The sequence below is a fragment of the Cytobacillus gottheilii genome (assembly GCF_900166665.1).
Taxonomy (GTDB): Bacteria; Bacillota; Bacilli; order Bacillales; family Cytobacillaceae; genus Cytobacillus; species Cytobacillus gottheilii_A.
Window position 1 is genome coordinate 1,211,278 of sequence record NZ_LT800494.1, and the last position, 14,365, is coordinate 1,225,642.

Genomic DNA, 14,365 nt, shown 5'->3' on the forward strand with positions numbered 1-14,365 from the left:
TTTTGACTGTACGTATAACCTGTGGTAAGTTGCACTTCCTGCTTATTCGGCTTAAACGGCTGAAGCATGTACCCTCGTATTAGCTTCGTTTATTCTAATTGTTTTGTTTACAGCAGTATATTATAATGAGGTAAGAACAGTTAGAATGTTCAAAATACTTATAGAAAGGGGTTCCCGTATGACAGATCATAAGCCATGGCTTAACCTTTATCCTGAAGAGATTCCTAGAGAACTGACATATGAAAACCAGCCTGTTCAGGATTTTCTGAAAAATACAGCTGCAGAATTTCCCGAAAAAACGGCCGTTCATTTTATGGGAAAGGAATTCACTTACTCATACATTTATGAGGCTTCACTTAAGCTTGCCGGGTATCTGCAGTCCATTGGAATTGAAAAAGACGATCGTGTAGCAATCATGCTGCCGAATACACCACAGTCCGTTATCAGCTATTATGGAATTTTAATGGCAGGCGGTATTGTTGTGCCTACAAATCCGCTTTATATGGAAAGAGAATTAGCCTATCAGCTCAAGGATTCAGGAGCAAAGGCGATTATTACAATGGATATTTTATTTCCGCGTGTGTCTAAAGTGAAGCAGCAGACAGATGTTCAGCATATTATTGTAACCGCTATCAAAGATGCACTTCCATTTCCGAAAAACCTTATTTATCCGTTTATCCAAAAGAAACAATACGGCATTGTTGTAAATGTAAAGCATGAAGGAAACCATCATTTATGGACAGAGATTGCAAAGCTGCCCTCTTTACCTGTATGTGAACATGAGATTGACTTTGAGAATGATTTGGCTCTTTTGCAATATACAGGCGGAACAACCGGTTTCCCTAAAGGGGTCATGCTGACTCATAGAAATTTAGTCGCAAACACAGCAATGTGCAGAGCCTGGCTGTATAAATGTGAAAGAGGAAAAGAGACCGTTCTTGGCATTTTGCCTTTCTTCCATGTATATGGAATGACCACTGTTCTGCTGCTATCTGTTTTAGAAGGAAATAAAATGGTGTTAATGCCTAAGTTTGATGCAGGAGATACGCTAAAAACCATTCAAAAGCAAAAACCTACTTTGTTCCCTGGTGCCCCAACAATTTATATTGGCCTATTAAATCATCCTGAGATCGGAAAATATGACCTCTCATCGATTGACTCTTGTATTAGCGGATCGGCTGCACTCCCTGTGGAGGTTCAGCAGAAATTTGAGGATATTACAGGCGGAAAATTAGTTGAAGGCTATGGCCTGACTGAATCATCTCCTGTTACTCATGCCAATTTCTTATGGGATATGCCAAGAATAAAAGGAAGCATTGGCGTGCCTTGGCCAAACACAGATGCTGCTATTTTCTCAATGGAGAATGGCGAAAAACTGCCGCCAGGTGAAATTGGAGAAATCGCTGTTTACGGGCCACAAGTGATGAAAGGATATTGGAACCGTCCAGAGGATACGGAGCAGACGCTAAGAGATGGCTGGCTATTAACAGGTGACCTTGGATATATGGATGAACAAGGATACTTTTATGTTGTCGATCGTAAAAAAGACATGATTATTGCTGGCGGCTTTAATATTTACCCGCGTGAAATTGAAGAAGTGTTATACGAGCATCCGGCAGTCCAAGAGGCTGTAGTAGCAGGTATACCGGATCCGTACCGAGGAGAAACCGTTAAAGCCTATATTGTACTAAAGGATGGACATGAAGTAAGTGAAGAAGACTTAAATGGGTTTGTTCGCAAACATCTAGCGGCCTTTAAAGTGCCAAGAGTGTATGAGTTCCGAGAAGAATTGCCTAAGACAGCAGTAGGGAAAATTCTTCGAAGAGCATTAATAGATGAAGAGAAAAAGAAGTTTAACGACAGTGAAGAGAAGCAGGCATAAAGGGGATAAAAGGCATAAGCTCCAAAGACTAGATAAAATAATACGGCTCTCATTAATAGGACCGGAATATTCGGCTCTTCTTTTTTGGAAAACAAGGCTTGTCCATCATTCTTTAAAAATGTCATAATAGAGTAGAAGAAAATTGTGGTTATTTTCTTGACAATATAACCTTCTATAACTATTATTAAATTATGAATGATCATTCATTCATAAAATCTTTCCTTGTGTTCAGCATTACATTTAACAGCTCATTTGCGGAATGCAGAAGCTGTACCTATAGAAAGAAAAGGATCACGAGATAAGATGTACGATTTATCTTGAAGGGAGGGAAAAGGATTGAAAAAAGATAAACCGAAATATCGGCAAATCATCGATGCTGCCGTAGTGGTCATTGCGGAAAACGGCTACCACCAGGCACAGGTTTCCAAAATCGCGAAGCAGGCTGGTGTCGCAGATGGAACGATATACTTATATTTTAAGAATAAAGAAGATATTTTAATCTCTCTCTTTCAAGATAAAATGGGGCATTTTATTGAAAGAATCGAAGAGCAGATTGCAGGAAAAGAACAGGCTGTAGAGAAGTTATTAGTAATGGTCGAATCCCATTTCACCATGCTTTCTCAAGATCGGCATCTTGCCATTGTAACACAGTTAGAACTTAGACAATCTAATAAGGAGCTTCGTCTAAAGATCAATGAGGTGTTGAAGGGCTACTTATCACTTGTTGACAAAATTTTGTTTGAAGGAAAAGAAAACGGAGAGTTTTCAGCAAACCTGGAAACAAGACTTGCACGGCAAATGATATTTGGAACAATGGATGAAGTGGTGACAACTTGGGTGATGAATGATCAGAAGTACGATCTTCCATCCTTGGCGCCATCTGTACATCAGCTGCTGATCAACGGATGCAAGGCGGATTGACCATCTATAATTAGAGAGGTGAATGAACCAGTGGAATACTTAAAATGGAGTTACCAAGATCATGTTGCAACTATTACGATCGACAGAGCACCAGCAAATGCACTTTCATCACACGTTCTAAAAGAATTCTCATCTGTATTGGATGAAATTGAGAAAGTAGAGGACATCCGTGTTGTATTGATTCACGGAGAAGGAAGGTTCTTCTCTGCTGGAGCTGATATTAAAGAGTTTACATCGATCACTAGCGGAAGTGAGTTTGAAAAGCTTGGCCAATATGGCCAGGATCTATTTGAGAAGATGGAAAGATTTCCGAAGCCTTTAATTGCAGCCATTCATGGAGCAGCATTAGGCGGTGGGCTGGAGCTCGCTATGGGCTGCCACTTCCGCCTCGTTTCTGAAAATGCGAAACTCGGACTTCCTGAATTACAGCTAGGATTAATACCTGGCTTTGCAGGCACCCAGAGACTGCCGCATCTTGTCGGCAGAGCAAGAGCAGCCGAAATGCTCTTTACAAGCGATCCAATTACGGGTCTTGAAGCAGTTAAATACGGCCTGGCTAACCATGCATACCCAGAAGCTGAACTGCTGGAAAATGCTTATAATTTAGCGAAGAAAATTGCCAAGAAGAGTCCGATTTCCATTAAGGCGACGATTGAATTGTTAAATTATACAAAATCAGATCAGTTTTATGAAGGCGTTAAGAAAGAGGCTGAGCTGTTTGGTGAAGTATTTGCTTCAAACGATGGCAAAGAGGGGATAGCGGCTTTTATCGAAAAGCGTGACCCTAACTTCACTGGTAAGTAAAGGGAAACAATCTTCCATAGTGAAAAATGATGACTGAAGGTGAGCGTTTGCTCAGGAACCTTCAGTTTCATTTAAGATAAAATTTCAGAATCTTTAGAAGTAAAGCAATGATTTAATAATTTAGGAGGGACATTATGAACATCTATGTTTTATTAAAAAGAACGTTTGATACTGAGGAAAAAATTACTATTTCATCCGGGAAAATAAATGAAGATGGTGCTGAATTTATTATCAATCCTTACGATGAATATGCAGTGGAGGAAGCGATCCAAGTCCGCGATGCACATGGCGGAGAAGTGACGGTTGTTTCTGTCGGCAGTGAGGAAGCGGAAAAGCAGCTCCGGACTGCGCTTGCGATGGGAGCGGATAAAGCGGTTTTGATCAATACAGAAGACGATCTTGAAGAAGGAGATCAGTTTACAACATCCAAAATATTAGCTGAATTTTTAAAAGATAAGGAAGCTGATTTAATTTTAGCAGGAAATGTTGCAATCGACGGCGGTTCTGGTCAGGTTGGACCAAGAGTGGCTGACCTTCTGGATATTCCGTACATCACAACCATCACAAAGCTTGACATTAATGGTACAAATGTAAGCATTGTCCGAGACGTTGAAGGAGATTCCGAAGTGATTGAAACATCCCTTCCATTATTGGTCACAGCTCAGCAAGGTTTGAATGAACCGCGCTATCCGTCACTGCCGGGAATCATGAAAGCAAAGAAGAAGCCTCTTGATGAACTGGAACTGGATGATTTAGATCTAGATGAGGACGATGTTGAAGCAAAAACAAAAACGATTGAAGTGTATTTACCGCCTAAAAAAGAAGCAGGCAAAATTCTTGAAGGTGAGCTGCAGGATCAAGTGCAAGAGCTGGTAAAGCATCTTCATAATGAAGCGAAGGTTGTTTAATTAAAAGGCTAAAAATAAAACGCAGGAGGTTAACACAATGGGCAGAAAAATGTTGGTAGTAGGAGAAGTAAGGGATCAAGCTTTGCGTAATGTCACATTTGAAGCAATAGCAGCAGCGAAACAGGCCGCAGAAGGCGGAGAAGTGATCGGGTTATTAATCGGCGATTCTGTAAGCGCTTTATCTCAAGAGTTATTCCACTATGGAGCCGACCGCGTCGTAACGGTTGAACATGAGCTTCTTAAGCAATATACTTCAGATGGTTTTTCACAAGCATTAATGGCAGCTGTTGAATCTGAGAATCCTGAAGGTATTATTTTGGGACATACGGCACTAGGAAAAGATCTTGCACCTAAGATTGCAGCAAAGCTTCAGTCGGGACTGATCTCTGATGTCACACTGATTGAAGAAGCAGGTGGAAATATTGTTTTTACACGCCCAATCTATTCAGGTAAGGCATTTGAAAAGAAAATTGTGACTGAAGGTCTGATTTTTGCAACGATTCGACCGAATAACATTGCACCTCTTGAAAAGGACGAAACAAGATCAGGAGATACTCAATCTTTATCGGTGGATGTTAAAGATATTCGCGCTATTATTAAAGAGGTGGTCCGCAAGGCAAGTGAAGGTGTGGATCTTTCGGAAGCGAAAGTAGTTATCGCAGGCGGTCGCGGTGTGAAAAGTGAAGAAGGCTTTGAGCCTCTAAAAGAACTGGCACAGGTTCTAAATGGGGCGATTGGTGCATCACGAGGTGCTTGTGATGCTGACTACTGTGATTACTCCCTGCAAATTGGCCAAACTGGAAAAGTAGTCACACCTGATTTGTATATTGCTTGCGGTATTTCTGGAGCAATCCAGCATTTAGCGGGCATGTCGAACTCTAAAGTAATTGTTGCTATCAATAAAGATCCAGAAGCGAATATCTTTAAAGTTGCCGATTATGGCATTGTTGGCGATCTCTTTGAAGTCGTGCCGATGCTGACGGAGGAATTCAAAAAGGTTTTAGTAAACGCATAAAGTTCCCTGAAACAGACAGATGGAACTGCTGAAAAAGTTATTACAGCAGCTAGCTGTCTGTTTCGTTTTTACATCTTGGAATTGTCAAAGTAATAAATAGACTTCCTTGTTAAAATCCTTTTTAAACAGGAGCATTAGCAATAAAGTTTAATTACAATATTAGAATAAGGCAAAGAATTTGTGGGTAAAGTACCAACGAGCAAATTGTTCGCTTCAGATGGTGTTAAATGGTATACTCTCGATATGTTATGAATTAGTTGAATTGATTAGGAGGCATATAAATGGCTATTACACATGCAACAGATCAAAACTTTACGGAAGAAACAGGTTCAGGTTTAGTACTTGCAGATTTCTGGGCTCCATGGTGCGGACCTTGTAAAATGATTGCGCCAGTTCTTGAAGAACTTGACGGAGAAATGGGCGATAAAGTAAAGATCGTTAAAATCGATGTCGATGAAAACCAAGAAACTGCTGGTAAATTCGGCGTAATGAGTATTCCTACATTAATCGTTCTTAAAGACGGTGAAGTAGTAGATAAAGTAGTTGGCTTCCAGCCTAAAGAAGCATTATCTGAGCTTCTTTCTAAGCATGCTTAAGCATAACAATCCCGGCTTCTTTAGAAGAACGGTTTAGATTTTTAATACGATAAAATCAGCTCTTCTTCAAGCCGATCTGCTTTGAATGCCATGATGAAGTAATACCTTTAAGGATAAGGATCATTGCAGAAAGCAGATCATGAGTTTAAACAGTTGATCCCCGGCTTCTTTTGAAGACCGGGGTTTTTACTTCCTTCTCGAGGATGTGTTTGACGATGAATGACATCATCAAAAATAAATTAATGATTTTGCCTGCACAGCCCGGCTGTTATTTAATGAAGGACAGGCAAGGCACTATTATTTATGTCGGCAAAGCAAAAGTATTAAAAAACAGAGTAAGATCTTACTTTACAGGTTCGCATGACGGTAAAACACTGCGGCTTGTCAATGAAATTGAGGATTTCGAATATATTGTCACTTCCTCTGATATGGAAGCGCTAATTCTTGAGCTGAATTTAATAAAGAAGCATGACCCTAAATACAATGTCATGCTGAAGGATGATAAAACCTACCCTTTTATTAAATTAACGGCGGAAAGGCATCCGCGTCTTATTACGACGAGAAAAGTGAAAAAAGATAAAGGCAAATATTTTGGTCCTTATCCAAATGTGCATGCTGCCAATGAAACGAAAAAGCTGCTTGATCGCATTTATCCGCTTCGGAAATGTGCTACATTACCAGATCGCGTTTGCCTGTATTATCATTTAGGGCAATGCCTGGCTCCGTGTGTAAAAGAAGTAGAGCAGCAGCAATATCGAACAATGACAGAGGAAATTACCCGCTTTTTAAATGGCGGTTATAAGGATATAAAGAAAGAACTAACAGAAAAAATGGCATCCGCAGCTGAGGAGCTTGATTTTGAACGTGCAAAAGAGTATAGAGACAAAATTGCTCATATAGATGCAACGATGGAAAAGCAGAAAATGACAATGACGGACTTCACCGATCGTGATGTCTTTGGCTATGCTGTGGATAAAGGCTGGATGTGTGTACAGGTCTTTTTTATCCGGCAAGGAAAGCTGATCGAAAGAGATGTCTCAATGTTTCCAATTCATAATGAGCCTGAGGAAGAAATTCTTACGTTTCTCGGTCAGTTTTACATGAAAGCGAATCATTTTAAGCCAAAGGAAATATTAGCACCATCTTCTGTTAATGGCGAGATGGCAGAAAAGCTCCTTGGCGTAAGAGTATTGAATCCGCAGCGAGGCCAAAAGAAGGACTTGGTTTCATTAGCATATAAAAATGCCAAAATTGCTCTTCAGGAAAAGTTCTCGCTCATTGAACGTGATGAAGATCGGACGATTAAGGCAGTGGAAAGTTTGGGCGAACAGCTTGGAATCTATACGCCTCATCGGATTGAAGCATTTGATAACTCAAATATTCAAGGCGCTGATCCAGTTTCTGCAATGATTGTTTTTATTGATGGAAAACCGGCGAAACGGGAGTACCGTAAATATAAAATTAAAACGGTTCAAGGACCAGATGATTATGAGTCCATGCGTGAAGCGGTTCGCAGAAGGTATACCCGGGTGTTGAAAGAAGGGCTGCCTTTGCCGGATCTGCTCATCATTGATGGAGGAAAAGGTCATGTTGAAGCTGTCAGAGATGTTCTAGAAAATGAGCTTGGTCTGGATTTGCCGCTGGCAGGACTTGTAAAGGATGAAAAACACCGGACATCACAGCTGCTTTTTGGCAATCCGCTTGAAATAGTGGCACTTGCCCGCAATAGTCAGGAATTTTATTTGCTGCAGCGCATTCAGGATGAGGTCCACCGCTTTGCGATCACCTTCCATCGTCAGTTAAGAGGCAAAGGAACATTTCAATCTATGCTTGATGACATCGCTGGAATTGGAGAAAAACGCAAAAAGCAATTATTGAAGGAGTTTGGCTCGGTTAAAAAAATGAAGGAAGCTTCTGCAGATGATTTTCGGAAAATAGGGCTTCCTGCCAATGTAGCAGAAGAACTTGTGAAGAAACTAAGTGAATAGCGTTGTCATCAATTTGACAATATGCTATACTTGGACCAACTTTCATATTCACTCACTTTTTTATACTTTCTGAAAGTATAAATGTATAGACTTAGATTAGTGTCTAGCTCCAGTGCTTAGTCCTCAAGGTCTTAAGCCGATCCAGTCCAAAGGTCAACAACGACCTTCTATCTGGTCCGTCTTAATTTTATCGGGGGATGAGCAAGGGCGCTTCCGCTTTTCTTAGCGTTAAGTGAAGGTAGAGGTGCAAGCTTCATCAGTAACAGCAATGAGGAGAATGAGCTCCAATGATTTGCTGTGAAAGGGAATGTTTGCCGAAGCAGGGGGAGTCTCATCACTCACCATGCTGGTCTTGCATTGAATAAATGCCGGATTGTCAAGACGCTTGTCTTGGAGAGCTATCTCACTGTGTGCACGTATTTTTTGTATACGTTCGATTACACAGCAATGAGATAATTCTCATTGCTTTTTTGTTTTGTAAGCAAGTTTGCAGAAGAAAACGGGAACTTCTAAATGTACGTTTTTCATACATTCCTGCAAAAAGGAGAGAATACGAAGATCATTCTTCTCTATACTACACAACAAAATGGCAAAGGGAACATCATCATAGTCGGAAGGAAGGGATTTCAGATGGGTTTAATTGTGCAAAAGTTTGGGGGAACATCGGTCGGCAGTGTCGATAAAATTCAAAATGCTGCAAACCGGGCGATTGAAGAGAAAAATAGGGGAAATGACGTTGTAATTGTTGTATCAGCAATGGGGAAAACAACAGACCAGCTTGTGGGTATGGCAAAAGAAATAACGTCAAGTCCAAGCAAAAGAGAAATGGACATGTTATTAACAACAGGAGAACAAGTGACGATTTCACTGCTAAGCATGGCTTTGATCTCCAAAGGACATCCTGCTGTTTCAATGACAGGCTGGCAAGCGGGAGTTGAAACAGAAGCAATCCATGGAAATGCACGGATCTTAAATATAGATACAGATAAAATTCAAAAGGAAATACAGCAAGGAAAAATTGTAATAGTGGCCGGATTCCAAGGCGCTACTTCTGAAGGAGAGATTACAACCCTTGGCAGAGGCGGGTCTGATACGACAGCCGTTGCACTTGCGGCAGCACTTGGAGCAGATAAATGTGATATTTACACAGACGTGACAGGGGTATTTACAACCGATCCCCGATACATAAAGGATGCCCGTAAGCTTCTATCCGTTTCTTATGATGAAATGCTTGAACTTGCCAATTTAGGTGCAGGAGTTCTGCATCCAAGAGCGGTCGAATTTGCCAAAAACTTTGGTGTTTCTTTAGAAGTAAGATCGAGTATGGAAAAAGAACCAGGAACAATCATTGAGGAGGAAGTTAAGATGGAGCAAAATTTAGTTGTGCGCGGTGTTGCTTTTGAGGATGAAATCACAAGGGTATCTGTTTTAGGGCTCCCAAATAGCCTTGGCGGTTTATCGACCATTTTCTCTGCATTAGCTCATGATCATATCAATGTTGATATTATTATTCAGAGTATGACGGAAGGAGAAACATCTTCATTGTCTTTTTCGATTAAGAATGAAGATTTAACAGAAACAGTTAAGGTGCTTGAGAGAAATCGAGATGAACTGCAATATGATCGGATCGAATGGGAATCCGGTTTAGCTAAAGTGTCCATCGTAGGCTCAGGCATGATCTCAAATCCGGGTGTAGCAGCTGAAATGTTTGAAGTGCTTGCGCAAAATGAAATACTCGTCAAAATGGTTAGTACCTCTGAGATTAAAGTTTCAGCTGTCGTTGAACAGGAGAAAATGCTCTCTGCCGTTGAAGTGCTTCATGATGCATTTCAGCTGTCTGCCAATTCAGTTAAAGCATAAGAATAAAAACATTAAAAGAAGAAGCTTCTTTTATTCGAGAGCTTCTTCTTTTCAGCATAATTTCGGTATTTGTATTGCAAATTATTGCAACTCAAGCTTCTTAGCCTTATTAGATCGTATCCTTTTTATCCCATTTAACGGTGATAAGGACTTTCCCTTTTCTTTTCTTAGGATGTTCAAACGCTTCGCAAATAAAGCCTTTCTGCTGCTCGATCTGTTCGGCAATAAAGCCGGTCTCAAGCTGAAAGGTGCAGTCTTCATCTTTTTTGCAGCGTGCGTTAATTAATGTGCTAGTAAGCTCTAAGTCCATCTCATTTTTTGATTCATTTAAGAGTGTTAAGCTACCCCAGCCTGCACTGGAAAAAAAAGCAGTCATTTCATCTATTGAAGCTAATGGGTATTTACGCGCCAATCTTTTGCCTGCCCAATATAAAATGGCAGGAGCCTCTTTGCCTAATAAATCTTTAAGCAGCACTTCGCGAATTAACTCATACCCAAATGCTGGAACAATTTCATCATGATTGGTGAATGATTTTTGCTCTGGTATTTGTTCAGTCAATAATCTCCCCTCTTTCTATGAGTCTATTATATACAATTTGGAGACCTTTTAGTCAAAGTTACATGAAAAAAGCATATATTTGATAAGGGAAAATAATGCTATTTTAATATATTTCATCTTTTGATAAAAATGAATGGTAATTCAAGCGTGGACGTGTTTTTTTCAATTTCAATATATTTATAAAATTTTATTAATATTGAACAATTTGTGTATCCGTTTTCTTGACGCTCTTTTCTGTTGAGAGTAAAATGGACTTGTCACATAATTGTAAGATATAAATTTTCATTTTTTACTGATGTTAGGATATGAATAGATCCTGAGCATCACGTTACAAAACAGGGGGGATATTTATGGCGGGGAATCGAGAGTTTTTTTATCGCAGATTGCATTCATTGCTTGGTGTTATTCCGGTTGGATTGTTTTTAGTACAGCACTTGGTTGTGAATCATTTTGCAACTAAAGGTGAAGAAGCATTTAATGATGCGGCACATTTTATGGAAAGTTTACCATTTAGGATTTTCCTAGAGTTGTTTATCATATTTTTGCCTCTTTTATTTCATGCAATCTATGGGCTTTATATCGCTTTTACAGCAAAGAACAATACTGTAAAGTACAGCTTTTTCCGTAACTGGATGTTTATGCTGCAAAGGGTAACTGGTGTTATTACATTGATCTTTGTGGTATGGCATGTTTGGGAAACGCGTATCGCAGCTGCTTTTGGTGCAGAAGTAAACTATCAAATGATGGAGAATATTTTTGAGAATCCTTGGATGATCGCATTTTACATTGTTGGTGTCATCTCTGCTATTTTCCACTTTGCTAACGGTTTATGGAGCTTTTTTGTGAGCTGGGGAATTACAGTTACTCCAAGATCTCAATTAATCTCTACTTATGTAACACTAGGTATATTCGTTGCACTTTCAATAGTTGGTATTCGCGCGATTTTCGCATTTGTATAAAATTTTTGCAACCTGTTGATATAAAGAAGCAATAAGGGAGTGAGTCACATGGGTAAAGGAAAGGTTATCGTAGTTGGCGGTGGTTTGGCAGGCTTAATGGCCACAATCAAGGTTGCCGAAAAAGGGAATCCAGTTGAATTATTTTCATTAGTTCCAGTAAAACGTTCTCACTCTGTTTGTGCCCAGGGCGGCATTAACGGAGCGGTTAATACAAAAGGTGAAGGCGACTCACCTTGGGAGCATTTTGATGATACAGTATATGGCGGAGACTTCTTAGCGAACCAGCCGCCAGTCAAAGCAATGACAGAAGCAGCACCAGGCATTATTCATTTATTAGATCGTATGGGTGTTATGTTTAACCGTACACCAGAAGGATTGCTTGACTTCCGCCGCTTTGGGGGAACACAGCATCACCGTACCGCATTTGCTGGTGCTACAACAGGTCAGCAATTATTATATGCACTTGATGAGCAAGTCCGCCGCCATGAAGTTTCTGGTTTAGTAACTAAGTATGAAGGCTGGGAGTTTTTGGGTTCTATAATTGACGACGACGGAGTTTGCCGAGGCGTAGTTGCTCAAAACTTAACAACAATGGAAATCAAATCGTTTGCCGGAGATGCTGTTATTATGGCTACTGGCGGACCAGGGATTATCTTTGGTAAATCAACAAACTCTGTCATTAATACAGGCTCTGCTGCGTCCATCGTGTATCAGCAGGGTGCTTATTATGCTAACGGAGAATTTATTCAGATTCACCCAACCGCGATTCCAGGGGATGACAAACTTCGTCTCATGAGTGAATCTGCCCGTGGTGAAGGTGGACGAGTATGGACGTATAAAGACGGAAAGCCTTGGTATTTCCTTGAAGAAAAATATCCTGCTTACGGAAACCTTGTTCCTCGTGATATCGCAACGCGTGAAATCTTTGATGTCTGTGTAAATCAAAAACTAGGAATCAATGGTGAGAACATGGTTTATCTGGATCTATCTCATAAAGATCCAAAGGAACTTGATATTAAGCTTGGCGGTATTATCGAAATCTATGAAAAATTCATGGGTGATGATCCGCGTAAAGTACCAATGAAAATTTTCCCAGCTGTTCACTATTCTATGGGTGGATTATGGGTTGATTATGATCAAATGACGAATATTCCTGGCTTGTTTGCTGCGGGTGAGTGTGATTATTCACAGCATGGTGCTAACCGTCTTGGAGCAAACTCCCTGCTTTCAGCTATCTATGGCGGAATGGTTGCAGGACCTAAAGCACTTGAGTATATTAACGGCTTAGAAAAAAGTGCGGATGACATTTCTTCTTCTGTTTTTGAGCGTTTTGTTCAGCAGGAAGAAGAAAAATGGAACAGCATCATGTCTATGGATGGCACAGAAAATGCATATGTTCTTCACAAAGAGCTAGGTGAATGGATGACAGATAATGTAACAGTTGTTCGTCATAATGACCGCTTATTAAAAACAGATGAAAAAATTGTAGAGCTTTTAGAGCGCTATCAAAATATAAATATTAATGACACAGCAAAATGGAGCAACCAAGGTGCAATGTTTACCCGCCAGCTTCAAAACATGCTTCAGCTGGCACGTGTTATTACAATTGGTGCTTATAACCGTAATGAAAGCCGTGGAGCTCACTATAAGCCAGATTTCCCAGATCGTAACGATGAGGAATTCTTAAAAACAACAATGGCAAAATTTGTTGATGCAAATAGTGCGCCAGCTTTCCATTATGAAGAAGTAGACACAGGTTTAATCACTCCGCGTAAACGCGATTATACGAAAAAGAAAGGTGGCAAATAAGCATGCAAGAAACACAAGCTAAAACAGTTACGTTTATTGTCAGCCGTCAGGACTCTCCTGATGCCACCCCTTATCAGGAAGAATTTAAGCTGGAATATCGTCCTAATATGAATGTCATCTCCGCGTTGATGGAAATCCGCCGGAACCCAGTTAACTCTAAAGGTGAAAGTACAACACCAATTAACTGGGATATGAACTGTCTCGAAGAAGTTTGCGGCGCATGTTCAATGGTCATTAACGGCAAGCCGCGTCAATCATGTACAGCACTTGTTGATCAGCTTGAACAGCCAATTCGTTTAGAGCCAATGCGCACGTTCCCTGTTGTGCGTGACCTTCAGGTTGACCGCAGCAGAATGTTTGACTCATTGAAAAAGGTAAAAGCGTGGATTCCAATTGACGGTACGTACGATCTTGGACCAGGACCACGTATGCCTGAGAAAAAGCGCCAATGGGCTTATGAGCTATCAAAATGTATGACTTGTGGTGTATGCCTAGAAGCATGTCCAAATGTAAACAGCAAATCTGACTTCATTGGACCAGCACCATTATCACAAGTGCGTTTATTTAATGCACATCCAACGGGAGAAATGAACAAAGCCGAACGCCTTGAGCAGCTTATGGGCGATGGAGGACTTGCTAACTGTGGTAACTCCCAAAACTGTGTTCAATCTTGTCCAAAAGGCATTCCGTTAACAACATCAATCGCAGCCTTAAACCGTGACACGACTTTCCAATCATTCAAGAACTTCTTTGGCAGTGACACGGTTTGATTCTGCAATTTGCCCTTCCCGTCCAATACGGGGAGGGTTTTTGGTTTTTTAAAAATGGAGTACAGTGCGGGAGAGGAGGGTTACGATCAGTTGAATCAGCAACAGCAGCAGGGGAATCTGGATTTGTAAGTGTTATAATCCAGTATAAGGAAAAGTGTGTCGCGGAAACCTGATACTCAGACCTCTGAAAACCAGAAAAGGTAAATGGAGTCGCAAAAAACTAATAAACAGACCTCTGAAATCCAGAAAAAGGCAAATTGAGTCGTGAAAACCGAATAAACACCCCTCTGAAAT

The 14,365-nt window shown here is 40.5% G+C and carries 12 protein-coding genes and 1 riboswitch; of the genes, 11 read left to right on the plus strand and 1 reads right to left on the minus strand.

The window, feature by feature from the left end:
• Window positions 1–178: 178 nt before the first annotated feature.
• From B7E07_RS05925 to B7E07_RS05960, 8 genes are all read left to right on the plus strand, one after another.
• A complete protein-coding gene (locus B7E07_RS05925; protein WP_080844499.1) occupies window positions 179–1,882 on the plus strand; it encodes a long-chain-fatty-acid--CoA ligase in 1,704 nt (567 codons plus the stop codon).
• 336 nt (window positions 1,883–2,218) lie between these two features.
• The gene (locus B7E07_RS05930) at window positions 2,219–2,803 is read left to right on the plus strand and encodes a TetR/AcrR family transcriptional regulator (RefSeq protein ID WP_080844500.1); all 585 of its coding nucleotides are present in this window, start codon (window positions 2,219–2,221) and stop codon (window positions 2,801–2,803) included.
• A 30-nt stretch (window positions 2,804–2,833) separates the two neighbouring features.
• Window positions 2,834–3,607: an enoyl-CoA hydratase gene (locus B7E07_RS05935; RefSeq protein WP_080844501.1), complete on the plus strand. Its 774-nt coding sequence runs from the start codon at window positions 2,834–2,836 to the stop codon at window positions 3,605–3,607.
• A 134-nt stretch (window positions 3,608–3,741) separates the two neighbouring features.
• Window positions 3,742–4,515 carry an electron transfer flavoprotein subunit beta/FixA family protein gene (locus B7E07_RS05940; protein WP_080844502.1) on the plus strand — a complete coding sequence of 258 codons (774 nt, stop codon included), beginning with the start codon at window positions 3,742–3,744 and terminating at the stop codon, window positions 4,513–4,515.
• 37 nt (window positions 4,516–4,552) lie between these two features.
• A complete protein-coding gene (locus tag B7E07_RS05945; RefSeq protein ID WP_080844503.1) occupies window positions 4,553–5,530 on the plus strand; it encodes an electron transfer flavoprotein subunit alpha/FixB family protein in 978 nt (325 codons plus the stop codon).
• A gap of 281 nt (window positions 5,531–5,811) precedes the next feature.
• Window positions 5,812–6,126: a thioredoxin gene (trxA, locus tag B7E07_RS05950; protein WP_066443093.1), complete on the plus strand. Its 315-nt coding sequence runs from the start codon at window positions 5,812–5,814 to the stop codon at window positions 6,124–6,126.
• 215 nt (window positions 6,127–6,341) lie between these two features.
• Complete coding sequence (gene uvrC / locus B7E07_RS05955; protein ID WP_080844504.1) at window positions 6,342–8,114, plus strand: excinuclease ABC subunit UvrC; 1,773 nt, start codon at window positions 6,342–6,344, stop codon at window positions 8,112–8,114.
• 231 nt (window positions 8,115–8,345) lie between these two features.
• Window positions 8,346–8,523: riboswitch (Lysine riboswitch) on the plus strand.
• Between the two features lie 221 nt (window positions 8,524–8,744).
• Window positions 8,745–9,974 (plus strand): aspartate kinase, encoded by a 1,230-nt coding sequence (locus B7E07_RS05960; protein ID WP_080849117.1) that lies wholly within the window; start codon window positions 8,745–8,747, stop codon window positions 9,972–9,974.
• Between the two features lie 109 nt (window positions 9,975–10,083).
• Here the strand turns inward: B7E07_RS05960 and B7E07_RS05965 are convergent, their stop codons facing one another.
• Complete coding sequence (locus B7E07_RS05965; RefSeq protein ID WP_080844505.1) at window positions 10,084–10,533, minus strand: YslB family protein; 450 nt, start codon at window positions 10,531–10,533, stop codon at window positions 10,084–10,086.
• A gap of 350 nt (window positions 10,534–10,883) precedes the next feature.
• Here B7E07_RS05965 and B7E07_RS05970 point away from each other — a divergent pair, with 350 nt between their 5' ends.
• Genes B7E07_RS05970 through sdhB form a run of 3 tightly spaced genes read left to right on the plus strand, consistent with a single transcriptional unit; the run spans window position 10,884 to window position 14,071 of the window.
• Window positions 10,884–11,492 (plus strand): succinate dehydrogenase cytochrome b558 subunit, encoded by a 609-nt coding sequence (locus tag B7E07_RS05970; RefSeq protein ID WP_080844506.1) that lies wholly within the window; start codon window positions 10,884–10,886, stop codon window positions 11,490–11,492.
• Window positions 11,493–11,540: 48 nt separating this feature from the next.
• A complete protein-coding gene (gene sdhA, locus B7E07_RS05975; protein ID WP_080844507.1) occupies window positions 11,541–13,301 on the plus strand; it encodes a succinate dehydrogenase flavoprotein subunit in 1,761 nt (586 codons plus the stop codon).
• 2 nt (window positions 13,302–13,303) lie between these two features.
• Window positions 13,304–14,071, plus strand: a complete 768-nt coding sequence (gene sdhB / locus B7E07_RS05980) for a succinate dehydrogenase iron-sulfur subunit (RefSeq protein ID WP_080844510.1) — start codon at window positions 13,304–13,306, stop codon at window positions 14,069–14,071.
• Window positions 14,072–14,365: the final 294 nt, after the last annotated feature.

What these genes read in the sequence shown, in the direction of transcription:
- B7E07_RS05925 (WP_080844499.1), top strand. Translation starts at nt 179, where the DNA reads ATGACAGATCATAAGCCATGGCTTAACCTTTATCCTGAAGAGATTCCT.
- B7E07_RS05940 (WP_080844502.1), top strand. Translation starts at nt 3,742, where the DNA reads ATGAACATCTATGTTTTATTAAAAAGAACGTTTGATACTGAGGAAAAA.
- B7E07_RS05945 (WP_080844503.1), top strand. Translation starts at nt 4,553, where the DNA reads ATGGGCAGAAAAATGTTGGTAGTAGGAGAAGTAAGGGATCAAGCTTTG.
- trxA (WP_066443093.1), top strand. Translation starts at nt 5,812, where the DNA reads ATGGCTATTACACATGCAACAGATCAAAACTTTACGGAAGAAACAGGT.
- uvrC (WP_080844504.1), top strand. Translation starts at nt 6,342, where the DNA reads ATGAATGACATCATCAAAAATAAATTAATGATTTTGCCTGCACAGCCC.
- B7E07_RS05960 (WP_080849117.1), top strand. Translation starts at nt 8,745, where the DNA reads ATGGGTTTAATTGTGCAAAAGTTTGGGGGAACATCGGTCGGCAGTGTC.
- B7E07_RS05970 (WP_080844506.1), top strand. Translation starts at nt 10,884, where the DNA reads ATGGCGGGGAATCGAGAGTTTTTTTATCGCAGATTGCATTCATTGCTT.
- sdhA (WP_080844507.1), top strand. Translation starts at nt 11,541, where the DNA reads ATGGGTAAAGGAAAGGTTATCGTAGTTGGCGGTGGTTTGGCAGGCTTA.
- sdhB (WP_080844510.1), top strand. Translation starts at nt 13,304, where the DNA reads ATGCAAGAAACACAAGCTAAAACAGTTACGTTTATTGTCAGCCGTCAG.